14 protein-coding genes are annotated in these 24,770 nt (G+C 68.7%); all 14 read right to left on the reverse strand.

Translation table 11 applies throughout. From position 1 onward, the window contains the following. Positions 1 to 129 precede the first annotated feature (129 nt). The 14 genes from gspD to purL all read right to left on the reverse strand — a co-directional run bounded on the left by gspD (position 130) and on the right by purL (position 24,475). Positions 130 to 2,331 (reverse strand): type II secretion system secretin GspD, encoded by a 2,202-nt coding sequence (gene gspD, locus G5A07_RS17230; protein WP_010482013.1) that lies wholly within the window; start codon positions 2,329 to 2,331, stop codon positions 130 to 132. 9 nt (positions 2,332 to 2,340) lie between these two features. Beyond that, positions 2,341 to 3,135 (reverse strand): hypothetical protein, encoded by a 795-nt coding sequence (locus G5A07_RS17235; RefSeq protein ID WP_010482014.1) that lies wholly within the window; start codon positions 3,133 to 3,135, stop codon positions 2,341 to 2,343. Next, on the reverse strand, positions 3,125 to 3,832 hold the full coding sequence (gspM, locus tag G5A07_RS17240; protein ID WP_032952327.1) for a type II secretion system protein GspM: 708 nt from the start codon (positions 3,830 to 3,832) through the stop codon (positions 3,125 to 3,127). Before gspM ends, G5A07_RS17235 begins: the two co-directional genes overlap by 11 nt. Continuing rightward, entirely contained in the window at positions 3,813 to 4,958 is a 1,146-nt protein-coding gene (locus G5A07_RS17245) for a PilN domain-containing protein (RefSeq protein WP_019338027.1), read from the reverse strand. The genes gspM and G5A07_RS17245 overlap by 20 nt, the downstream gene beginning before the upstream one ends. Next, positions 4,955 to 5,818 (reverse strand): general secretion pathway protein GspK, encoded by an 864-nt coding sequence (locus tag G5A07_RS17250; protein WP_010482023.1) that lies wholly within the window; start codon positions 5,816 to 5,818, stop codon positions 4,955 to 4,957. The genes G5A07_RS17245 and G5A07_RS17250 overlap by 4 nt, the downstream gene beginning before the upstream one ends. Then, entirely contained in the window at positions 5,815 to 6,447 is a 633-nt protein-coding gene (locus tag G5A07_RS17255) for a type II secretion system protein J (protein WP_010482024.1), read from the reverse strand. Before G5A07_RS17255 ends, G5A07_RS17250 begins: the two co-directional genes overlap by 4 nt. Next, complete coding sequence (locus G5A07_RS17260) at positions 6,444 to 6,863, reverse strand: prepilin-type N-terminal cleavage/methylation domain-containing protein (protein WP_010482027.1); 420 nt, start codon at positions 6,861 to 6,863, stop codon at positions 6,444 to 6,446. The genes G5A07_RS17255 and G5A07_RS17260 overlap by 4 nt, the downstream gene beginning before the upstream one ends. After that, on the reverse strand, positions 6,860 to 7,354 hold the full coding sequence (locus tag G5A07_RS17265) for a GspH/FimT family pseudopilin (RefSeq protein WP_043402658.1): 495 nt from the start codon (positions 7,352 to 7,354) through the stop codon (positions 6,860 to 6,862). Before G5A07_RS17265 ends, G5A07_RS17260 begins: the two co-directional genes overlap by 4 nt. Before the next feature lie 6 nt (positions 7,355 to 7,360). After that, the gene (gene gspG / locus G5A07_RS17270) at positions 7,361 to 7,804 is read right to left on the reverse strand and encodes a type II secretion system major pseudopilin GspG (protein ID WP_010482031.1); all 444 of its coding nucleotides are present in this window, start codon (positions 7,802 to 7,804) and stop codon (positions 7,361 to 7,363) included. 49 nt (positions 7,805 to 7,853) lie between these two features. Further along, a complete protein-coding gene (locus tag G5A07_RS17275; RefSeq protein WP_043402655.1) occupies positions 7,854 to 9,074 on the reverse strand; it encodes a type II secretion system F family protein in 1,221 nt (406 codons plus the stop codon). A 24-nt stretch (positions 9,075 to 9,098) separates the two neighbouring features. Next, a complete protein-coding gene (gene gspE / locus G5A07_RS17280) occupies positions 9,099 to 10,823 on the reverse strand; it encodes a type II secretion system ATPase GspE (protein WP_043402652.1) in 1,725 nt (574 codons plus the stop codon). A 136-nt stretch (positions 10,824 to 10,959) separates the two neighbouring features. Next, on the reverse strand, positions 10,960 to 12,813 hold the full coding sequence (locus G5A07_RS17285) for a S8 family peptidase (RefSeq protein ID WP_010482036.1): 1,854 nt from the start codon (positions 12,811 to 12,813) through the stop codon (positions 10,960 to 10,962). A 157-nt stretch (positions 12,814 to 12,970) separates the two neighbouring features. Next, complete coding sequence (locus G5A07_RS17290) at positions 12,971 to 20,152, reverse strand: ESPR-type extended signal peptide-containing protein (RefSeq protein ID WP_191863678.1); 7,182 nt, start codon at positions 20,150 to 20,152, stop codon at positions 12,971 to 12,973. A gap of 438 nt (positions 20,153 to 20,590) precedes the next feature. Further along, entirely contained in the window at positions 20,591 to 24,475 is a 3,885-nt protein-coding gene (gene purL, locus G5A07_RS17295; RefSeq protein WP_262405897.1) for a phosphoribosylformylglycinamidine synthase, read from the reverse strand. Positions 24,476 to 24,770: the final 295 nt, after the last annotated feature.

Genomic DNA, 24,770 nt, shown 5'->3' on the forward strand with positions numbered 1-24,770 from the left:
TCCCCGCAAACCCACAGTGCCCCGCCATCCCTCAGTAAACCCGCTGTTGCTGTTGCTGTTGCTGTTGCTGTTGCCGTTGCTCCAGCTTCAGCCTCTGCGGGTGCAGGGCGCAGCCCTGCCGCAACCCCCTTACTTCTTTGCGCGCGGCTGGTTCAGCGGTTCCATCGCGCGGAAGCGCTGGCTGTACTCGTCGGTCAGATTGCGCGCTTCCTGGCTGTTGCGCACGATGCTCGGGGTCAGCAGCACGATCACCTCCGAACGACGGCTGGTGCGGCTCTTCTGCCCGAACAGCGCGCCCACCACCGGAATCCGGCTCAGGCCGGGAATGCCGCTGCTGCCATCGGTGGCCGTATCGGTGATCAGGCCGGCCAGCATGATGGTGTCGCCACTCTGCACCGCCGCTTCGGTCGACAGCTTCTTGGTGGAAATGCGCGGGTTGCAGTTGCGCTCCTGCGGGTTGCAGTTCTCCGGTACGTTCGAGGCGCTGCTCACTTCCTGCACGATGTCGAGGAACACCGTGCCGTCGCGGGTCACGCGCGGGCGTACCTTCAGGATCACGCCGGTGTCGATGTACTGCACCGAGCTGTAGCTGCTGGTGCCGATGCCGGTGTTCACCGTAGTCGTGTTGATCGGCACCTTGTCGCCCACGTTGAGCGTGGCCTCGGCGTTGTTGCGCACGAACACCGAAGGGGTCTGCAGCAGGCGTACATCGGTGACCTTGTCCAGCGCACTCACCACCGCCGCACCATTGTGACCGGTGAACGCCCAGCCCAGGCCTTCGCCACCGGTCGCGGCACCGGCGAAGCTGCTCCAGGAGCCACCCGCTGCTGCCGGCAGGGTCACGCCGCCCAGGGCTCCCGTCAGTGCGCGCCCGGCCACGGCGTTGTCGAAGAACCAGTTCACGCCGTACTTCAGGTCACCGTCCAGCGAGACTTCGGCCACCTGCGCTTCGATGTGCACCTGCAGCGGCATCACGTCCAGCTTCTCGATCACCTCGCGGATCGAGCGCCAGGCCTGCGGGGTCGAGCGCACCAGCAGGGTATTGGTTTCCTCCACCGCCGACACGCCCACGCGATCGCCCTCCACTTCCAGGCTGACGCTGACGTTGCCGGACTGGCGCTGCGGCAGGTTCATGCTGCCGTTGCCGGCACCACTGGAACCGCTGCCCGGGGTCGAGCCGAAACTGCTGTTGTTGTTGCTGTCCATGCCACGGTCGCCGTCGCTGCCCAGCTGCGACGGCATCGCACCCGGGGCCAGCGAGGCCGGGCTGGAACCGCCACGGTTGCCGCTGCTGGCGAAGGCTTCACTGAGCCGTTCGGCCAGGTCACGCGCCTTGATGTAGCGCAGCTCGTAGGAGAACAGGCGGGCACTGCCACCGGCCGTATCAATGCGGTCCAGCCACTGCTGGATCTGGTCCAGGTAGCGCACCTGCGGGGTGATCACCAGCACCGCGTTGGCGTTTTCCAGGGGCAGGAAGCGGAACATGCCGGCGCTGGGCGTCTTGCTCTCCTCGCCGAACACTTTCTCCAGGTCGGCAGCCACCTGTTCGGCCTTGCCCGACTGGATCGGGAACACGCCCACCGACATGCCCGACAGCCAGTCGACGTCGAAGATCTCGACGGTGCGCATGTAGTTTTCCAGCTCGGCGCGGGTACCACCCAGGGTGATCACGTTGCGGCCGCTGTCGACGTTGACGATGGCATTGGGCCGCGCATACGGCTCCAGTACCTTCTTCATTTCGGTGGCGGAGATGAACTGCAGCGGGATGACCCGTACCTCGAAGCCTCGCGCACTGGCAGCGGGCGCCGTGCTCGGCGCGACCGTACCGGCCAGCGCCTGGTCGGCGGCGACGATGTTGTAGCGGCCACCGCTGTAGACCATGCGTGCGTTGTTCCAGCCCAGCACCATCTCCAGCAGGTTCAACGCCTGCGCCGGCGACACCGGCTTGGGCGTGGCCAGGGTGACCGTGCCCTGCACCCCCGGTGCGATCACGTAGTTCTGGCCCAGCATGTCACCGAGGATGGCCTTGACCACCGCATGCACCGATTCGCCTTCGAAATTGAAGGTTGCTTCACCGGTGCTGGCGCCATGCAGTGCCGGTGCCGGTGCGCGTGCTGCTTCGCGGTTGATCATGGTGCCGGTGCCACGGCGGATCACTGCCTGCGGAGCGCCCTGGGCGTCACGGGCAGCATCCGCGGCGACATTGGCCGCCTGGCCGGCCTCGGCAGTGGGCGACAGATTGCCCTTGCGCTGCACGTGCGGCGCGGACACGGTGCTGCAGCCGACCAGCAGCGCGAGGGCAAAGGACCAGGGAAGGAAACGCAGGCTCATGCATTCACTCTATCGGTTGGTGCCATCGCCCGGGGGCGGCGACGGTTGTTGCTGCTGTTGTTGTTGCTGCAGCTGGCGGCGACGGGCCTGGATGCGTTCGCGGATGGCCTGCATCTGCGCTTCGCTGGGGCCGTTGTTGGTGGCAGGCGGTGTGGCGGCCGCCGCAGCCGAGGGCGCGGGCGTACTGGCAGCAGGCGACGGCGATGGGGTTGCCGCAGCCGGCGGCGGTGTCGGCGGAGCACCTGCCGGGGGCGGCACAACGATCGCACCTGCCGGCGGCGCACCGTTGGCGCCGCGCAGCACGGTCGGCGGCTCACCGCCCTGGCCGTTGAAGACCGCCAGTTCCAGCACCTGGTTGCCACCGGGGCCGATCACGGTGGCCTGGCGCGGCTGCAGTGCCACCAGCTGCCAGCCGTCGACGGCTTCACCGTTGAGGCGCAGGCGCAACGAACGGTTCTGTTCGGTGGTGAAGGTGGCCATGCCGAAGTCGCCGGTCAGCAGCACGCCGGTCAGGCGCAGCGCGGCGCTGGCGGCAGGCTCGCTGCCACCGAGCAGGTAGGGCTTCGGCCTGCGGTCCTCGGCGAACAGCGGTCGCTCGCCGATGGCACTGTAGCTGTCGGCGCTGGCCATGCGTTCTGCGGCCAACGGCGGCAGCACCGGCAACGAAGGCACTGCATCGGCATCGCCATCCGCACCTGGCAGCTGGCTGCCCAGGCCGAAGCCGGTGGCCAGCCAGACCGCTGCCGCCCAGCCGGCCAGTGCCAGCAGGAAACCGGTGCGCAGGCTGATCTGCTCAAGCTTCATCGGCCACCTCCTGCCCCTCTTCCGGCACAGCCGGTGAGGGTGCCGGTGCAGCCGAAGGCGGTTGCGGCGCCGCGCCCGGCTCGGCTGCAGGTGCCGGCGCAGCGCCATCGGCAGCGGCACCGGGCAACAGGTAGCCGGCCAGTTCGAACGACACGTCCAGGCCCAGCCCGGATTCATTCGGCGACTGCTGGAAGCGCTGCGCGATCAGGTTGAGGTTGTCGACGAACAGGCGCGGGCTGCCGGTTTCCAGGCTGTGCAGCACCGTGGCCAGTTCGGCCACACCGCAACGCAGGCGCACCTGCATGGCAACGCGCACGAACTCGGCGTCACGACGGTTGTCGGTCAGTGGCGTGCGGTTGCTGATGGTGCAGCTGCGGTTGCCCGGGCTGGCCATCGCCACCGCATCCTGCAGCTTCGCGCCGAGCGCAGCGGCTGCCGCTTCGGCGGTGGCTTCACGCAGGAAGCCCGGCCGCTGCTGCAGTGCCTCGCGGGTGGCGCGCAGGCGTTGTTCGATCTGCGGCTGCTGCTGCAGCTGCGCCTGCACGCGCTGTTCGCGCTCGCGCAGGGCGGCCACGTCGGCATCGATTTCGCGCAGCGGCTGGGTGAACCAGGGGTGCACCAGCAGCAGGTAGGCCAGGCCCAGCACTGCCAGCAGCAGCGCCAGTGCCAGCCAGCGGTCACGGCGTGCGCTTGGCATCGGCATCGGCCGCCTCCCGGGTCGGGGCCGCAGCCGGCAACGGCTGCAGTTCGGCGGTCATGGTGAAGCGGTCACGGCCACTGGCGGCGCCATCGGCCTGCAGTACGCCGGTCAGATTGACTTTGCGCCACTGCGGCGCGTCCTGCAGCAGCTGCACCAGCTGCGAGGCCTCGCGGCTCAGGCCGATCAGCTGCAGGTTGTTGTTCTCGATGGCCAGCTTTTCCAGGTAGGTGCCCTCCGGCAGGCGCCGGGTCAGTTCATTCCAGATTTCCACCGTTCCGGCGCGCTGGCTGCGCTGCTTTTCCAGGAATGCGGCACCATCGATCAGTGCCTGCAGCTGCGCGCGTTCGCTGGCGACACCACGCGCACTGCGCGCACTGCGTTCAACCTGCGCACGCAGCTCATCGGCGGCGGCACGGCGGTTGTCGAGCAGCTGCAGGGCCGCCAGCACCAGCATCACCAGCGCGGCCACGGCCAGCAGCACATTCCAGCGCCGCGTCGGATCCACCCGCAGCTGGCGCTGCCCCGGCGGCAACAGATTCACCTGCAGGGGGTCACCGTGGGCGTCGATGGCATCGACACCGGCCAGCGCATCGGCCCACTCGCCCACGCTGGCGCGCCACGCTTCAAGCTGGCGCAATGGCCAGGCAACCAGTTCGACCTGCAGCTGGCCTTCGGCGGCGCTCCCGAGTTCACGCACGTCATAGCTGACCTGGCTGGATTCGAACGGCGTCTGGCGGTCGATCTCGAAACCGACCACGGCGCGCAGGCGGTCGGCCGCAGCCGCAGGCAGGCGCAGATGACGACGCAGTACTTCGCTGGCCGGCAGCAGCCACGCCCGCGGCAGGCTGCGCAGTCGCGGTTCCAGCACGCGGTCCAGTTCGGCCGGCGACAGCGGCCACGGCACGCTGGCCACCGCTTCGCGGCGCTCACCGGCCTCTCGCCAGACCTGCAGCTGGTCACCCTGGCGCTGCAGCAGCAGGCGCGCCTGTGCCCAGCCCAGTGCCCACTGCCAACGCGCCGGCACCCAGGCCAGCAGCGATTGCCGCCACCAGCGCAGGAAACGGCCGGCGCCAGGGCCGATCCGGCCCTGCACCTGCCGCACACTGTCCTGCCATGCCGTCATCTTGCTGTCATTCCCTGCTCCCAGCGAAGCACTGTGTAGGACCGCCCGGGAACCCCGCCCGAGCCATTGCGTACCACTGCCTGCAACACCGACCGGCGTCCACTGCCATCGGTTGCACGAGACTCGATACTATAGGTGCCGCTGCTGCTGGCAAGCGTTGTCGCACCGCCAGCGGTATCTGCGTCACGCTCCTGCTGCGCGCGCTGCGCCAGCACGGTATCCGCATCCAGGCCCAGTGCGGTCAGCACCGGCGCGCTGGCGAACTGGGGATCCGGGCGCGCCTGGCGGCTGTACAGGGTCAGGTGCGGCAGCATGGCCTTGTACAGCGGACCGCGCATCCCCAGTACCCGCTGCAGTTCGCCGAGCGTCTCGAAACGCTTGTTGCGCGGGCCATACGGCAACCCCGCCGCCGCATAGTCCGGCGCTTCGGCGCCACCACCCGGCTGCAGCAGGCTGTCTTCATCACGCCAGTCGACAATGGCGCCGGCCATCTGCCGGGCCGCCCCTTCGTCTTCGCCGAGCGCCTTGAGGAACGCGGTCAGCAGGGTCACGTCGGCCAGGTTCAGGTTGATCTTGCCGTTCTCGTCCAGCACCTTGATCTCGATGCTGGCGTCATCGAACTGCCAGCGGTAGGTGCGGCCATCGGCACGCCAGGGCGCCCGCAGCGGATCGGCGGACAGCCGCAGCAGCGCGTACTCCAGGCCGGCGCGCGCCCGTTCCTGGCCGCGTGCGTCGTCATCCAGCACCCGCTGCTGCAGATGCTCGACCCGTGCGCTCAGCGCGAACGCACCGACCAGCGCGGTCATCAATGCGATCAACCACAGCACCAGGACCAGTGCCGCACCGTGTTGCCGGTTCATCGCGCGCCTCCGCTGCCGCCAGCGCGCGGTGCCACCACCAGCGTGGGCCAGGGCGCCCCCTTGGCGGGCACGATCTGGATCTCCACCAGCATCGGCAGGCGACGGGTATCGTCCCAGCGCGGCATCCAGTCGCTCATCTGGCCGGTACTGGCATCGATGCCGCGATAGCGCAGCTGCACCGACTTCAGGTTCTCCACCAGCACTTCCGGTGGGCGCGGCGGATTTTCGGCGATGCGCTCGCCTTCCTGCAGCAGCACCAGGTCCAGCAGCAGGCGCTGCTGGCCATCGCGGCCGTCCACCTGCAGCGCGTGCAGGTAGGCTCCGCCACGGCCGAGGTAACCCGGGAGATCAGCGGCGAACATCATGCGCTGTTCTTCGCCCTGGAAGAAGATCGGTTCGCGGGTGGGATCGGGGACTTCCAGCGGCGTGCGCAGCGCACCGGCCAGCTGCCGCCGCAACAGGGCCTGCACCGCGCGCATGCGCTCACTCTCGGCCGCAATCTGCTCGCCACGCTGGCTGACCGCCATCGCCGAGCGCACGCTGGCGAACGCCAGCGCCAGGCCACCGGCCAACAGCACCGTGGCCAGCATCACTTCAACCAGCGTGAAACCTGCAGCACGGCGCGTCATCGCGCACGCTCCAGATCCGGCGGCAGCAGGCGCAGGCTGCGCCAGCGCAGCTGCTCGCGTTCGCTGTCACCCCAACGCACCTGCAGCTGCAGTTCGGCCAGCCAGGGGGCACCGGCTGACTGTGTCTGCACGACGCTGCCTGCACGTGGCTCCACCCACGGCTGCACCTGCAGTTCCCAGTGGTAGCGTCCCTGCTCCCAGTCGCCCTGCTGGCTGCCCACCTGCAGCGGCGTGGCGACGCCGGTTTCGGCCAGCAACGACTGCGCATGCAGTATTGCGCGCGTGCGCAGTTCGGCCTCACGCACCTGCCTGGCGCCGCCTGACAGGCTGCCCAGCAGCAGGGTCAGCGCCAGCCCGAGCAGGGCAAAGGCGATGATCACTTCCAGCAGGGTGAAGCCGCGGGCGCGCCGCTTCATTGCGCCCGCCAGGGGCCGGAGCGGACCTCACCGGTCAGCCAGCCCACGTCGATGCGCCATTCGGCATCATCACGCTGCAGCCGGATGCGGCCGCCGCTGGAGCCGCCGTCGGGATGGAACTCGATCACGCCCTGCCCTGGCGCGGTGGCCAGCTGCGCGGCGCCTTCGAACTGGACCTGCAGCTGTGCCGGCACGTCGCCGTGGCGCTGGTTGGCGCCTTCCCAGCGCCGCTTGGCCGGCTCGATGACAAAGCGCTGCGGTTCGCCCCGGGCGATCGCCTGCGCGCGCACCACGCGCAGTTGGTTGGCGATGTCCTTGCCGGCGCTGCGCAGCTGCATGCCGGCGAAACCGCGCGACAGGCCGGCAGCGGTGATCAGGCCGATCGCGGCGATCAGCGCGATCACCAGCAGCATTTCCAGCAGCGACAGGCCCGCTGCGCGCCTGCCGGGCAGGCGCGGGCGTGGCAACCGGCGCGGCAGGAAATGCAACATGCCCGGTTACGGCTGGTAGCGGATGTCAGCGTCGACGCTGCTGCCGCCGGCCTTGCCGTCCTTGCCCAGGCTGATCAGCTCATACGGCTGGCCTTCGCCCGGCGTGCGGTATTCCAGCGCATGGCCCCACGGATCGTTCAGATCGGCCGGCTTGGCATACGGGCCCAACCAGCCACCGACGCCAGCCGGTGCAGTCACCAGATCGTTGAGCGAGCCGGGCAGCTTGCCGGTATCGATCTGGTAGTTGTCGACCTTGGATGCGACGGTCTGCACCTGTGCCTTGGCGATGTTGGCCTTGCCGCGGTCGGCGCCACCCAGCACGCGGCTGGCGACCAGGGTCAGCACCGCGCCGATCAGCACGATGACGATGATGATCTCCAGCAGGCTCATGCCCGACTGGTTGCGCGCGGCGGTGAAGGAAAGGCGGATCGGTCGACGGGAAGCAATCATGGTCGGTCCTTTCAGTTGCGGAGTGTCGGGGTTGCGTAGGGATCCATCGTCAACCGATGGCATTGGTCAGGTCGTACAGCGGCACCAGCACGGCGACGATCACCGCGCCGACCACCGAGGCCAGTACGAGGGTGATCGCCGGCACCATCGCCGCCAGCAGGCGGTCGATGCGCCGGGCGCTGTCCTGTTCGAAAGTATCGGCCGCTTTCAGCAGCATGGTATCGAGTGCACCGGATTCCTCACCGACCTGGATCATCTGCAGCGCCAGGCGCGGGAAACGCTTGCCGCGCGACAGCGCCAGCGACAGGCCGGTACCGTTCTTCACTTCATCCGCGGCGGCTTCCACATCGGCGGCCAGCGCGCGGTTGCCCAGTACGTTGCGGGCGATGCCCAGGGCACCCAGCAGCGGCACCCCATTGCGCAGCAGGGTGCCCAGCGTGCGGGCCAGCCGCGCGGTTTCCAGTTCACCCAGCAGGCGGCCGATGCTGCGACGCTGCAGCAGCCAGCCATCCAGCGTCAGCCGGAAGGCCGGTTGCCGTGCCTTGCGTTCGAAGAACAGCGCAAGTACTGCCGGCACCACCAGCAGCAACACCCACCAGTCACGCACGAACAGGCCCAGCTGCAGTACCGCGTTGGTGAACCACGGCAGCGCCACATCCAGGCTCTCGTACATCTGCGCGAACTGCGGCACCACGTAGCCGAGCAGGAACAGCAGCGCGCCGCCCACCACCACCAGCAGGATGGCCGGGTACACCAGCGCGTTGATCACCTTGCCCTGCAGGGCCCGGCTGCGTTCGAGGTAGTCGGCCAGGCGCTGCAGGGTTTCGTGCAGGCTGCCGCCGGCCTCACCGGCACGCACCATGTTCACGTACAGGCGCGAGAACAACCCATGCTGGCGCTCCAGTGCGGTCGACAGCGGCGCACCACCGCGCACCACATCGCGGATGTCGGTGATCGCGCGGCGCGAGCGTTCGTCTTCCGGCAGGCCGAGCAGGATCGACAGCGCGCGATCCAGCGGCTGGCCTGCACCGAGCAGTGTCGCCAGCTGCTGGGTGAACTGCAGCAATGCCGCACCCTGCAGCGGCCGTTGGCGGAACAGGTTGCGCCAATTGCTGCCACCGATCGCACCGCCATCGGCCAGCTGGGTCTCCATCGGCAGATGACCCTGGTCCTGCAGGCGCGCGACCAGTTCGGCCTCGCTGGCCGCTTCCATCTGCCCGTCGAAGATCTCGCCGTGCGGATTCAGTGCCTTGTAACGGTAGGTCGGCATGTCAGCCCCGGCGTCCTGCGCGCATCAGCTTTCCTCGGTGACACGCAGGACTTCCTCGATGGTCGTCTGGCCACTGAGGGCCTTGGACAGGCCATCTTCGTACATCGTGCGCATGCCCGCTTCGCGGGCGATGCGTTCGATCTCGCCCATGCCATCGCGGCGCATCACCGCGCGCCGCAGCGCATCGTTCATCACCAGGAATTCCATGATGGTGGTGCGGCCGAGATAACCGGTCGGCGCCAGCGCGGAGGGCTTCGGGCGATACAGGTGGATCGGCCCTTCCGGCTGCAGGCGGCGCAGCTCGAATCGTTCGATTTCCTCCGGCGAGGCCTCATAGCGCTCGGCGTGGGTCGGTTCCAGCCGGCGCACCAGGCGCTGGGCGAGGATGCCGTTGATGGTGGACGTGAGCAGGTAGTCTTCCACGCCCATGTCGAGCAGGCGGGTGATGCCACCCGCTGCGTTGTTGGTATGCAGGGTGGACAGCACCAGGTGGCCGGTCAACGCCGACTGGATCGCAATGCGCGCGGTTTCCAGGTCGCGCATTTCGCCGATCATGATGATGTCCGGATCCTGGCGCACGATGCTGCGCAGGGCGTTGGCGAAGTCCAGGCCGATCTGCGGCTTGGCCTGGATCTGGTTGATGCCCTCGATCTGGTATTCCACCGGGTCTTCGACCGTGATGATCTTGACGTCGGCGGTATTGAGCTGGCTCAGCGCGGTGTACAGTGTGGTGGTCTTGCCCGAGCCGGTGGGGCCGGTCACCAGCAGGATGCCATGCGGCTGCTCCAGCACCTTGCGGAACTGCGGCAGGAACGCATCGGTGAAGCCGAGGCGGTGGAAATCGAACACCACCGTTTCGCGGTCCAGCAATCGCATCACCACGCTTTCGCCGTGCGCGGTCGGGACCGTGCTCACGCGCAGGTCCAGCTCCTTGCCCTGCACGCGCAGCATGATGCGGCCATCCTGCGGCAGGCGGCGCTCTGCGATGTTGAGCCGGGCCATGATCTTGATGCGGCTGATCACCGCCGCGGTGAGGTTGGCCGGCGGGCTTTCGCCCTCCACCAGTACACCGTCGACGCGGTAGCGCACCTTCAGCCGGCTCTCGAATGGTTCGACATGGATGTCCGAAGCGCGCAGCTCCACTGCACGCTGGATCACCAGGTTGACCAGGCGGATCACCGGCGCTTCCGAGGCGAGGTCGCGCAGGTGCTCGATGTCATCGACCGCACCGCCCTCGCCATCGGCGGTTTCGACGATCGCGCCCATCGCGCTGCGGCCCTGGCCGAACCAGCGCTCGACCAGGTCATCGATCTCCGCACGCATGCCCAGCACCGGCGTCACCGGCACGCCCAGTGCCAGCTGCACCGCCTGCTGCGGGTAGGGATCATGGGCGTCGGCCAGCCACAGCCGTACGCCCTGTTCATCCAGGGCCAGCGGGCAGACGTGGAACTGCTTGAGGAAGCGCAGTGACAACGGCAGGCCTTCCGCCAGCCCTTGTGGCGGTGCTTCCGGCAGCTGCTTGCCTTCCAGCAGCGGCAGGCCCAGCACTTCGGCGCTGGCCTGTGCCTGGTCACGCTCGGACACCAGCCCCAGCCGCACCAGCAGGCCCAGCAGGCTGCCGCCGGCCTCTGCGTGCAGCGGCCGCGCACGTGCCAGATCGCCTTCCTTCAGCCGGCCGCGCGCCAGCAGCGCATCCAGGATGCGGCCTTCAGCGTTGTCGGCAGCGGCGGTAGCAGCAAGCGCGTTCACATGACTCTCCTGTCAATCGGCTCGACTTTAACAGTTAAGCCATGATTTCCGCCGCCCCTCCACCACCTTTCGTAAAAAGACGAAGCCCGTCACACGGGATGACGGGCTTCGGCCATTCAATTACGACAGTTCCAGCTTACTGCGTGGCAAGGATGCTCACGCCGTTGTAGGCCGCTTCGCCGACTACCTTGATGTAGTAGGTACCGGCCACCGGCTTGTTCACCCGCACCGTCTCGGACGTGCCCGGACGGGTCGACTTGGCGTCGTTGTCGCTGGCGCTCGGTTCACGCCCCTGCGCGATGTAGACCGAGACATTGCCGGTGCCACCGTAGGTGATCACGCTGAGCTGCTTGCCGGCGACGGCTTCGAAGCTGTACAGGCGGCTGCTGGCGGCGGCACCGTTCAGGCCACCCACCGCGGCCTTGTTGGTCAGCGGCGTGGCCACCGGCCCGCAGTTCTCGGTGCACGGTTCTTCCAGTGCCTTGGCCAGCGCGGCCTTGGCATCGAGAATACCGGTACCGATCGGGGTCGCCGCCGGAATGGCGACCGGGAACGGACGTGCGGTTTCCTTCAACAGGGTACGCATCGCGGCCGGGGTCAACGGATCCTTGCCCTTGGCGATCAGCGCGCTCTGCACCAGTGCGGCAACGGCGGCCACATGCGGCGAGGCCATCGAGGTACCGCCCATGCCCATGTAGCCCGGCGTGCCCGATTCCGGCGTGGTGGCCGCATTGGAGCCGGTCTGCCAGATGTAGCCGCCCGGGTTGCCGTCCACACTGCCACCGCCACCCGGACCGGACAGGTCCACGCGGGTGCCGTAGTTGGAGTAGTAGGTGATGCCACCGGTGATGCGGGTGGCACCCACGGTCACCACGCCTTCGCAGCTGGCCGGCTGGTACTTGGACGCGTTGTCGGCTTCATTGCCGGCCGCCACCACCACGGTGGTACCGCGCGAGATCGCGCCGTTGATCGCGTCCTGGTAGGTGCTGGCGCAGGCGCCACCGCCACCCAGGCTCATGTTGATGATCTCGGCCGGATTGGTGTTGGCCGGAATGCCGGCCACCGTGCCACCCGATGCCCAGACCACCGCATCGGCGATGTCGGACAGGTAGCCACCGCACTTACCGAGCACGCGCACCGGCAGTACCTTGGCCTTGTAGGCGACACCGGCCATGCCGACGCCGTTGTTGGTCTGCTCGGCCACGGTGCCGGCGACGTGGGTGCCGTGCCAGGAACTGTCCTCGGCCAGCGAACCGTCATAGCACTCGTTGTCATTCTCGACCCAATCACCGTAGTCCTGTGCACCCGGCACGCGATCGTTGGTCGGGCGCCGCGAGGTCTCCGCGTCGCTGATGAAGTCATAACCCTCCAGCAGGTTGCCGACCAGGTCCGGATGCTGCGGCAGGATGCCGGTATCGATCACCGCCACCACGATGCCCTCACCCTGCGAGACATCCCATGCCGCCGGTGCGTTGATGCCGCCGACCGCATTATGCAGATGCCACTGGTTCTGCTGGTAGAAGGGATCGTTCGGCACCAGCGCCGGCTGTACGTTGCCGGCACGCAGTTCGGTGCGGCGCAGCTTCACGTCGGCTTCGGCGTACTGCACCGACGGGTCGGCCTTCAGCTCTTTCAGTACGCGCTGCAGTTCGGCCGGGGCCAGGCGGCCCTGCACACGGATGAGGTCCGCCCCGGTAGACAGCTTGCGGACGACCTGCGGGCCGAGCGTGCTGGCGCGGGATGTGCCGCCGGAGAGGCTGGCACGGGTCAGTGCGGACTGCACGGTGGACAGCTTCGCCGAGCGGTCAGTGGCGGCAGCAGCACCGGCCCGGTACTTGACGATGATGCGCTCGGTTCCCGGCTGGGCGGTGCTGGCCTGGCGCACCGGTTCACGGGTCGGCAGTCCAGCGGCGTGGACGGCACCGACAGCCGTCATCGACAGCACGGCGGCGGCAAGCACATTGATGCGAAGGTTCTGCTTCTTGATCACGTCGAATTCCTCTTCTGGGTCATGGATCGAACCAACACTGCGGCCATCATTCCTTGACGACTCCCGGCCGGCCCAGCCGGGATTGCCGTGACCTCCCCCCAGGCCCTCACTGCAGGTGCTGCGCCGGCGTGGGTGGCCGCCGGCGCGATGGAGTGGCTTACCAGCCGAAGCCGGCACCGACGCCAACCGAGCTGTCGTCGCTGCTGAAGGCACCACCGAAGGTCACCGTGGCGCGATCGCTGATCGCACGCTGGTAGCCCAGCGACAACGCCGACTCGCCGCCCTGGAAGCCAATGCCGACGCCGACCCGGTTTTGGGTGCGGATACCGGCGGCACTGGTGGCCATGTTGAGCATCGCCGCGCTCATCGCCCCCTGGCGGTCGATGCGGCGATCCATGTGGCGCAGGCGTCCGTCGATTTCGCCCTTGAACACATCGAAGCTGTCGGCGACGGCCTGGACGCGGCTGTCGGTGTAGCTGTTGGCCGTGGCCATGCCACGGTCGAGCTGGCCCTTGTTGACCGCATCGGTGGCCGTGGTACCGGCCGCCACGTTGGTGACCTGGCGCTCGTTGCCTTCACTGCCCACCGAGACCGTGTTGGCACGATCGGCAACCGAGCCCTGGCCCAGTGCCACCGCGTTCGCCGCGGTGGCATTGGCGCCCTGGCCGATGGCGGTGGACGAAGCACCGCTGGCGACCGCGCCCTCGCCCATGGCGACGGCATTGAAGCCCGTCGCGGGAGTGCCGACCGGAATCCCGGCACCTGCGGCGGCAGCGGTCGGCGTGCCCTGCACGCGCGCGGTGCTGGCCGGTGCCGCGTCGGCCGTTGCAGGTGCATCGGCGGCGCTGGCCAGCGGGCTGTCATCCAGCGGGGTACGCATTGCGCGCAGGCTGGCAGTCCCGGCACGCGTGCCACCGGCGGTGCGGCGGTCGATCTCGCTGACCTTGCGGTCCAGCGCGCCGAGCGCATCGCCGACGTTGCTGTAGGTGGCGCCCTGGATCACATAGTTCGGCGCCACGAACACACCCTGCATGCCAACGCTGGCACCACCGCCGAGGAAGCTGGCGGCATCACTTAGCGACTGGAACAGCTGCCCGCCGTTGATCGCCTGGCGGCTACCGGCGGCGATGCTGCCGGCACCGACGTTGTCGATGGTGGTGCCCTGGAAACCGGACAGGGTCAGTCGGTCACGGCTGGCGTCGTCGTAGCCGACCGCACTGGCCGCCGTGGTCTCGACCGTCGCGATGCGCGAGTCGAAGTCACCCACGCGGGTTTCCACTGCTCCCACCCGCTGGTTGGTGACGTTGAGCTGGGAGCCGGTGATCGCATCGGTGCTGCCGGCAGCGATGCGGCCGTCGGCGACGTTGACGATGCGCCGCGTGGCCGGACCATCGGTGCCATTGCCACCGCCGACCGACACCACGTTGGCATCGAGTGCACGCGAACCGGCACCCAGCGCCACCGAGTTCGCGCCCGATGCGCCGGCGCTGGTGCCAAGTGCCAAGGCACCGTTGCCGATGGCCATCGCATTGGCACCCAGGGCATTGCTGCGTGCGCCGCTGGCAGTGGCTGCCGAACCGATCGCGGCGGCATCGCTGCCGTTGGCACTGGCGGTACCTGCGCCGGTGGCCTTGACGTAGCGGGCCGTGCCATCGGCGGTCGCCGCGACCGCATCGAGCTGGCCACGATTGACCGCATCGGTGCGCTCGGTACCGGCAGCGACACGGGTGATCTGACGATCACTGCTCGCGCTGCCGACCGACACAGTGTTGGCACGGTCGGCGACCGAGCCCGCGCCCAACGCCACGCTGCCTGCGGCACTGGCGGTGGCACTCACACCTACCGCCGTGGCATTGGCGCCGGTTGCCTTGCTGCCGTAGCCGGCCGCGGTACCCAGGCGACCGCTGGCCTCGGCATAGCTGCCCAGCGCAGACGCACCATCGGCCGAGGCATTGGCGCGGAAACCACTGGCCTGCGACTGGGTGCCGCTGGCCGTGGCCTGCGCACCGCTGGCGGTACTGTAGGCACCCTTGGCCTGGGCACCGGCGCCGGTAGCACTGGCGCCGAGTTCGCTGGCGCTGGCGCCACTGCCCACGGCTACGCTGTCGACACCTCCGGCCTGCGCCGCGTTGCCGAGCGCCGCCGCATTGTTGCCGGTGGCCAGCGCATCGAAGCCCACGGCAGTGGCATTGGCGGCCATGGCATTGGCGCCGCTGCCCAGCGCGGTGGCGCCGTTGCCGATGGCATTGGCCGCATTGCCGGCTGCCAGTGCGTTGTCGCCGTCGACCAGTGCACCGGCTTCGCCATCGGCATTGCCGCTGGCCTGGAACTGCCGGCTGGTCTTGTCGGCGACGCTGGCGACCGCATCCAGCTGGCCCTTGTTCACCGCATCGGTGGCTTCAGTGCCCGCCGCGACGTGGGTCACCTGGCGCTCACCGCCGGCCTTGCCGACGGCTACGGTGTTGTCACGGTCAGCCTTGGAGCCAGCACCGAGCGCGACGCTGTTGCTGCCATTGGCGGTGGCGTTGGCCCCCAGCGCGGTGGCGCTGCTGCCTGCCGCCCACGAGTTCCAGCCAATCGCGGTCGCGTAGTCTTCGGTGGCCCATGCACCGGCGCCGAACGCCGCCGCACCGGTCCCACTGGCACGCGACGGGATCAGGCCGAAGAAGGTGCTGCCGCCGATGGCCACGCTCTCCTCGCCACTGGCCTCGCTGGACTGACCTACGGCAACGGCACCGGTACCGGCCGCCGCGGCACCGAAGCCGACTGCAGTGGTGTTGGCACCGCTGGCCGCCGAGCCATAGCCCAGGGCGGTGCCGAGGCGGCCGCTGGCTTCGGCGTAGCCACCCACTGCGGTGGTGCCATCAGCCGAAGCCGCGCTGCGGAAACCGCTGGCGAGCGCCTGCCCGCCGCTGGCATTGGCTTCTGTACCTGTGGCCGTGCTGTAGGCGCCGCTGGCCTGTGCACGCGCCCCCACCGCGCTTGCACCAACCTCGCTGGCGCCGGCACCGCTGCCCAGGGCCAGGCTGTCCTCGCCGGTGGCCTGTGCCGTGCTGCCCAGGGCAGCCGCGTTGCTGCCGGTGGCCAGCGCATCGATGCCCACGGCGGTGGCGTTGGCGGCCAGCGCATTGGCACCGCTGCCGAGCGCGGTGGCACCGTTGCCGATCGCGTTGGCCGCATCACCGGCCGCCAGCGCGTTGTCACCCTCCACCAACGCGCCGGTTTCACCGTCGGCGTTGCCACTGGCCTGGAACTGCCGGCGGGTCTTTTCCGCTGCCGCGGCGACGGCGTCGAGCTGGTTCTTGTTGACCGCATCATTGCCCTGCGTGCCATCGGCCACATTGGTGATCTGGCGGGTGTTGCCACCGCCGCCCACCGACACGGTGTTGTCGCGATCGGCGATCGAATCGGCACCCAGCGCCACGCTGTTGGCGCCGCGCGATTCGGCGGCATTGCCCAGCGCGGTGCTGTTGATGCCGCCCGACCAGGCACCACCACCCACCGCGGTGGAGTAGTTGCCCGAGGCCTCGGTGGCCAGCACGCCGAACAACGAACCACCCACGGCGACGCTGTTGGTGCCGGTCGCCAGGCTGCCCTGGCCGGTGGCGGTGCTGTAGGCGCCGGAGGCTTCCGAATCGCCACCCACCGCCACACTGTTGGAACCGGAGGCATTGGCGAAGTTGCCGAACGCGGTGGCATTGAAGGCCGAGGCCTGTGCATAGCCACCGATGGCAGTGCTGTAACCGCCGCTGGCTTCGGCACCGATACCGAAGGCCGCCGACGCCGTACCACTGGCCACGCTCTCGCTGCCGACAGCGGTGGCCGCGTCGCCGCTGGCATTGCTGAAGTAGCCCACGGCCACGGCTTCTTCGCCGGACGCTTCGGACAGCACGCCATTGGCAGTGCTACCGGCGCCGCTGGCGATGCTGGCCGCACCGAACGCCGCGCTCTGCTCGCCGCTGGCTTCGCTTTCCGCACCCTGCGCGGTGGCGTACTCGCCCGTGGCCTGTGCGTTGGCACCGACAGCGCTGGCGTTGGCCGCGGTTGCAAGTGCATTGAAACCCAGCGCCTGTGCGTTGCTGGCCAGCGCGTTGGCGCCGCTGCCCAGTGCGGTGGCGCCATTGCCGATGGCGTTGGCGGCATCACCGGCCGCCAGTGCGTTGTCACCCTCCACCAGTGCACCGGCTACGTCGTCGCCGTTGCCGCTGGCCTGGAAGAAGCGGCTGGTGGTGGTGGCGGTGGTCGCAACCGCATCCAGCTGTGCCTTGTTCACTGCGTCGGTGGCCTGGGTGCCCGCGGCGACGTTGGTGACCTGGCGTTCGTTGCCGCTGCTACCCACCGATACCGTACGTGCACGACTGGCAACCGAACCGGCACCGAGCGCGACAGCGTTGCTGGCGCTGGCGTTACTGCCGGAGCCAAGCGCGATCGCGCTTTCACCACCGGCCACTGTATTGGTGCCGATGGCGATGCTGTTGATGCTGTTGCCCAGCGCCTGGAATCCCAGTGCCACGCTGTTGTCGCCATAGCCGAAGGCACCGCGGCCGACCGCCGTAGAACTGGCGCCGTTGGCCCAGCTGTTGTAACCGATGGACGTGGCGCCGCTGCCACTGGCCCACGCCGCATTACCGAACGCCGAGGCATTGGTGGCGGTGGCCCATGCACCCGAACCGAATGCTGCTGCACCACTGGCAGTGGCCCAGCTGTAGCCGCCTACTGCGGTGCTGTCATCGCTGCTGGCGAAGGCGCTGTCGCCGACCGCGACCGCATAGCTGCCGGTGGCGCGCGACTTGCCGCCGGCGGCGAAGCTGTTGTCACCACTGGCCTTGGCCGCGTTGCCGAAGGCGCTGCTGGCAGCCCCGGTGGCCTGCGCGCCACTGCCCACCGCAGTGGCATCGGCGACGGCAGTGGTGCCCACCTGCTGTGCCGTGCCATCGGCACCGATGATCGGCTGGTTGAACTCGTCGTAGGCCTGGCCGAGGCCACCGATGGCGACACCGCCATTGCCGGTGGCTGCGCTGTTGCGGCCCACGGCCACGCTGTCATCGCCGATGGCCGACGCAGCCGCGCCATGGGCTACTGCGCCGGCGCCGATCGCATTGCTCGACGAACCGGCGGCGACGGCGCCCTCGCCCTCGGCCAGCGCGCCGGCATCGCTGTCGGCTTCCGGCTGTGCCTGGAAGAAGCGCGCGGTGCTGTCGGCGGTGCTGGCCACGGCATCGAGCTGCGCCTTGTTCACGGCATCGGTGGCTTCGCTGCCCGCAGCAACGCTGGTGATCTGCCGCTCGTTGCCTGCACTGCCAACGGCCACGCTGTTGGCACGCACTGCTTCGGAGTTCGCGCCAAGCGCGACGCTGTTGGTGCCGCGTGCGGTGGCGTAGTAACCCACTGCAGTGCTCTGCGCACCGCTGGCCCAGGTCTGCGCGCCCAGCGCACTGGCGTTCTCACCCGGTGCATAGGCGAAGTAGCCAACAGCGGTGGCTTCAGCACCGGAGGCTTCGCTCAGGCTGCCGTTGGCCACCGCACGATCGCCACTGGCGATGGCGCCGGCACCGACGGCGGTCGCGGCTTCGCCGCTGGCCTGGGTCTGCACGAAGAAGCCCAGGCCGGGAATCAGGTCGGCCGGGCCACCGATGGCGACGCTGCTGGTGCCGGTCGCATTGCTCTGGGTACCCAGTGCGGTGGAATAGTCGCCGATGGCATTGGCCACCGCACCGAACGCGGATGCCTGCGCGCCGGCCGCATAGGCACCCACACCGTAGGACGACGCCGCAAATCCGCTGGCTTCGGCACTGGCGCCAACCGCGGTGCCACCGACGCCTGCGCTGGTCGCGCCGGTTTCCACCGGTACGCCGCCACTGGTGATCAGCGGGTTGCCGTCGGCATCCACCGCAGCACCACCCACGGCAACGCTGCCTGGACCGTTGGCCTGCGCGTTGTTGCCGAACGCGGCACTGTTCTGGCCCGAGGCCAGTGCGTTGTTGCCCACGGCGGTCGCGTTCTGCGCGACCGCCGTTGCCCCGGCACCGACGGCCGTGGTGCCGTTGCCGAGGGCATTGGCGGCCTCGCCGGCCGCCAGTGCATCGTCACCTTCGGCCAGTGCACCGGCATCGCTGTTGCTGCTGCCGGTGGCCTGGAAGCGCTTGGCGGTGGCATCGGCCACGGCGGCCACGTCCTTCAACTGGCCGACATTGACCGCATCGTTGTCTTCGGTGCCTGCGGCAACGCTGGTGATCTGCCGGGTCAGGCCGTATTCGGCGGCACCGACTGACACGGTATCGACGCGGTCGGCCAGCGAACCCGCGCCCAGCGCCACGCTGCCGGTGGCAACCGCAGCGGAATTCGAACCCAGCGCGGTGCTGTATTCACCGACAGCAGTGCTGAACGCACCGACTGCGATCGACGCTTCGTTGGCGGCGGTGGCGCCGCGGCCCAATGCGGTGCTGCCCGGGCCCATCGCCACGGCACCGCCGCCGACAGCGGTCGCGCCATCGGCGGTGGCTTCGGACAAGGCACCCAGTGCGGTGGCCGCGCCATTCTCGCTTGCGGCATAGGCACTGGCGCCGACGGCGGTGTCACCAAGACCGAACGCGGCAGCACTCTGCCCGACCACCACGCTGGCGTCACCGATTGCCAATGCGCCCTGGCCGAACGCGCTTGCGCCCAGGCCCGCGGCAATGGCCTGGGTACCGATGGCGGTGGTGGCGTTGGCCAGCGACTGTGCACCCGCACCCGCCGCAACCGCGCCCTGTCCGTCGATCTTCGCCGCGTCGCTGTCATCACCTGCGCCGTCGGCCTTGAAATAGCGGTTTCCATCTGCGGCGACATCGGCCAGCGCGGCCTGCGTGGCGCGCGCCTGCGCATCCAGCTGTGACTTGTTTACCGCATCGGTGGCCTGGGTGCCTGCGGCAACATTGGTGATCTGGCGTTCCTTGCCGGTATCACCCACGGACACCGTGTTGGCCCGTGTGGCCTTGGAGCCGGCGCCCAGCGCTACGCTGTTGGCGGCAGTGGCGCTGCTGTTGCTGCCGATCGCCACCGCGTTGCTGCCCTTGGCGCTGGCCGAGCCTTCGATCAGGCACTTTTCGAGCAGCTTGCCGCTGAATGCCACGCAGGTGGCGCTGCCGCCGATCTGCACCGACTGTGCTGCGGCGGTGCCGCTCATGCCCAACCCCAATACCAGGCCCAGTGCCACCGCCAGCAGTGCGGGCGTGGCCTGCGTCGCATCGCGGCGCTGGTCGACGACCCCACCACGGCTGCTGTCGGAGGAAGCCAGTTCCGAGGCCACCACCAACTGACCCAATGCTTTGTTCCAGACCTTGCGATAAATCCGATTCATCGGTACGGCTCCTGATTGGACTGGTTTTGGGCAAAGCAACGCCACCGCTGGGCTTTCCGGCCCAACGTCCCCTGGGGGCGTTTATTCGCGTGATTTACTGCGGGGTATTGCCGAACGGCGCGCAGCGACAGAAAACCGAGCGCGTGCGCCAACCGGTTACTGCGAAATGAATGATTCTGAAACGGGGTTCAAGTGTTAACGGCAACTTTCCAAATCGTCAAGACTTTGACACGACAAATCCTATTGCCGTGAAGCAGTTCACCCTTTCACCTGTTTATGAAAGTGTTTTGTTAGGCAAGCGTGACGAAGTTCCGCCGCATGAAAATCGATGTAACTAGCGGTCGGGACAGGAGTTTCACGCGCGCATAGAAAAACCCGCCGATCAACGGCGGGTTTTTCCGTACGCAGCGGCATTGCGGCCTGCGCAGAACGCTGCGATCAGCCGCACCATACCCGCGCGTTGCGGAACATGCGCATCCACGGCGAGTCACCCTGCCACTCGGCCGGCGCCCAGCTCATGTTGAGCGCGCGCGGCGTGCGTTCCGGGTGCGGCATCATGATGGTGACGCGGCCGTCGCTGCTGGTCAGGCCGGTGATGCCGTCCGGCGAACCGTTCGGGTTCAGCGGGTACTGGCTGGCCACGTTGCCGTTGCCATCGATGTAGCGCAGCGAAACGCGAGCGGCTGCCTGGTCGACGGCATTGTCGAACACGGCCTGGCCTTCACCATGCGCCACCGCCACCTGCAGGCGCGAACCAGCCATGCCACGCAGCAGGATCGACGGCGACTCCACCACTTCCAGCAGCGCGGTACGGGCTTCGAACTGCTCACTGGCGTTGCGGCGGAACTGCGGCCAGTGCTCGGCGCCCGGAATGATGCCCTTGAGCTGGCTCATCATCTGGCAACCATTGCACACGCCCAGCGCGAAGCTGTCCTCGCGCGCGAAGAACGCGGCAAAGGCATCACGCAGCGCACTGCGCTCCAGGATCGAGGTGGCCCAGCCGCGGCCGGCACCCAGCACGTCGCCGTAGCTGAAGCCACCGCAGGCGACCAGGCCGGTGAAGTCCTGCAATGCCACGCGGCCTTCGATCAGGTCGCTCATATGCACGTCGAAGGCGCGGAAGCCGGCACGTTCGAAGGCGTTGGCCATTTCGATCTGGCCGTTGACGCCCTGCTCGCGCAGTACCGCCACGCGCGGACGCGCGCCGGTGCTGATGAACGGGGCGGCCACATCTTCATTGAGGTCGAAGCTGAGCTTGGGCTTCAGGCCCGGCGCAGTGAAGGCACGGGCGATCTCGCGCTCGGCATCGGCATTGGCCGGGTTGTCGCGGCGCTTCTGCATCGCGTGGGTGACCGACCACCAGGCGTCGAACAGCGCTTCCCAGCGCCATTCGGCCAGGTTCTCGCCGGCTAGCGACACGCGCACCACCGGTGCGGTGGTCGGCTTGGCGATGCGCTGTGCACACTCGATCAGTGCATGGCGCTCGACCAGGTCGGCAAAGGCGGCGCGGTCTTCGCGGGCGATCTGCACCACCGCGCCCAGCTCTTCATTGAACAGGCTGCGGAACGGATCGTCGCCCCAGGCATCGAGGGTGATGTCCAGGCCCAGCCGCGAGGTGAAGGCCATTTCGCACAGCGCGGCGAAGGCGCCGCCGTCGCTGCGGTCGTGGTAAGCCAGCAGCAGGCCGGCCTGGCGCGCATCGCGGATCAGCTCGAAGAAGCCACGCAGGCGCTGCGGGTCGTCCAGGTCCGGTACGGCGCCGGCGAAGGCCGGCAGGTCGCCGTGGTCGGCATGCACCTGCGCCAGGATCGAACCGCCCAGGCGCTGCTTGCCGGCGCCGAGGCCGATCAACCACAGCTCGCTGTCCACATCACGGTCGAGCAGCGGGGTCAGCTGCTGGCGCACGTCGGCCACCGGCGCGAACGCCGAGATCACCAGCGACACCGGCGACACGCTCTTGTGCGCTTCGCCCTGGTCGTGCCACTGCGCCTGCATCGACAGCGAGTCCTTGCCGACCGGGATGCTGATGTCCAGCTGCGGGCACAGTTCCATGCCCACCGCCTTCACCGCGTCGTACAGCAGCGCGTCTTCGCCGGGGTGGCCGGCCGCGGCCATCCAGTTCGCCGACAGCTTGATCTCATCCAGCGCATCGACCGGGGCCGCGCACAGGTTGGTCAGCGCTTCGCCCACCGCCATGCGTGCCGAAGCAGCCGCATCGAGCAGGGCCAGCGGGGTACGCTCGCCGATCGACATCGCTTCGCCGGCCACGCCGTCGAAGTCGGCCAGGGTGATCGCCACGTCGGCCACCGGCAGCTGCCACGGGCCGACCATTTGTTCGCGCGCGGTCAGGCCACCGACGCTGCGGTCACCGATGGTGACCAGGAAGTTCTTCGAAGCGACCGTCGGGTGCGCGAGCACGCGCAGGCCGGCGTCCTGCAGGTCCAGGCCGCCGGTCTTCAGCGCCGGCCAGCGCGGTGCCGGCGGGTGCGCGGTGTCGCGGTGCATCTTCGGCGGCTTGCCGAACAGCACGTCCATCGGCAGGTCGATCGGCGCATCGGCCGGGGTGTGGCCCGGCACGGCGCCGTAGGCGACCACCAGGTGCTCTTCAGCGGTGGCCACGCCAACGGCAGCGAACGGGCAGCGCTCGCGCGCGCACAGCGCGGCGAACTCGGCCAGGCGCTCCTGGGCCACGCCGAGCACGTAGCGTTCCTGCGATTCGTTGCACCACAGCTGCATCGGCGACAGCGACGGGTCATCGGTGGGCACCTTGCCCAGGTCGATGACACCACCGACGTTCGAGTCGTGCAGCAGTTCGGGGATGGCATTGGACAGGCCACCTGCACCGACGTCATGGAAGAACTTGATCGGGTTGTTGGCACCCATTGCCACGCAGCGGTCGATGACCTCCTGGCAGCGACGCTCCATTTCCGGGTTGTCGCGCTGCACGCTGGCGAAGTCCAGGTCCTCGGCGCTTTCACCGGAGGCCACCGAACTGGCGGCGCCGCCGCCCAGGCCGATCAGCATCGCCGGGCCACCGAGCACGATGACCGCATCACCGGCCTGCAGCGGGATCTTGTCAACCTGTACGCGATCGATCGCGCCGAGGCCACCGGCCAGCATGATCGGCTTGTCGTAGGCGCGGACCAGATCGGCGCCTTCCGGCAGCTCGAAGCTGCGGAAGTAGCCGAGCAGGTTCGGGCGGCCGAATTCGTTGTTGAACGCAGCGCCGCCCAGCGGGCCGTCAGTCATGATTTCCAGCGCCGGCGCCATGCGCGGGTTCAGCGCGCGCGGTGCTTCCCACGGCTGCGGCAGCTCCGGGATGCGCAGGTGCGAGACCGAGAAACCGGACAGGCCTGCCTTCGGCTTGCCGCCGCGGCCGGTCGCGCCTTCGTCGCGGATCTCGCCACCGTTGCCGGTCGATGCGCCCGGGAACGGTGCGATCGCGGTCGGGTGGTTGTGCGTTTCCACCTTGATCTGGAACGCGCTGGGCACCTGTGCTTCGCGGCGGTATTCGCCACTGGCCGGGTCCGGGCGGTAACGCGAGGCCGGATGGCCTTCAATCACCGCCGCATTGTCGCTGTACGCGCTGAGCGTGTGCTGCGGGGTCTGCTGGTGGGTGTTCTTGATCATCCGGAACAGCGAGCGGTCCTGCTCCTGACCGTCGATGGTCCAGCTGGCGTTGAAGATCTTGTGCCGGCAGTGCTCGGAATTGGCCTGCGCGAACATCATCAGTTCGACGTCGGACGGCGCGCGGCCCAGCGCGGTGAAGCGTTCGCGCAGGTAGTCGATCTCGTCCTGGGCCATGGCCAGGCCGAGGCGCTGGTTGGCGGCCTCCAGCTGGTCCACCGGCACGCGTTCCAGTTCGCCACGGGCCGGCGCCGAGAACAGCGCCTGGCCCTGCTCCACGGTCTCCAGCACCGACTGCGTCATCGGGTCGTGCAGTGCCTTGACCAGCGCCTGCTGGGCGGCGGCATCGGCCGGCCAGCCCTGCACGTCGATGCGCAGGCCGCGCTCGACCCGGCTCACCGGCTGCCCGGCACCACGGACCAGCTCGGTGGCCTTGCTCGACCACGGCGACAACGTGCCCAGGCGCGGCACCACGATGCGGCTGACCGCGCCTTCGGCCAGGGCCTCGGCCTGCGGCGCAGCTTCGAGGATGCGGCACAACGTGGTCAGGTCGGGGGCGGCGCTGCCTTCGGGCTGCACGAAGTAGACGTGCCAGGCACCGCTGATGCGCAGGGAGGGAGCGATGGACTGCAGGCGGGATTCAAGACGTTCGCGGCGGAACGGCGACAGGGCGGGCGCGCCCTCGAGGACCATCATGTCCGGGGAACCGTAGTTGGGAAACGGGCCCGACATTGTACCGGAAGCGGGGGAAGGGCTTTGGCCGGGCGGCGCCCGGCACCCGCCGAAGCTGGGGCAACGGCAACGGCCAGAGCAAAAGCTGGCTTCCCGTGGGATGGCGGGGTGGGTCCGGTGGCGGGGGACGCCCGCCCGGCCAAACCCTTGAATTCGCGTGCCGACCAACCACGAGGGGCTCCGCCGATGGCCGCCGGCCGCGCGCAGCGCCGCTCTCCGCCCGATTCCCGGAACCATGCGCTTGCTCACGGATTGACCA

Source organism: Stenotrophomonas sp. AS012628, assembly GCF_010608305.1.
In the GTDB taxonomy this organism is placed as follows: domain Bacteria; phylum Pseudomonadota; class Gammaproteobacteria; order Xanthomonadales; family Xanthomonadaceae; genus Stenotrophomonas; species Stenotrophomonas geniculata.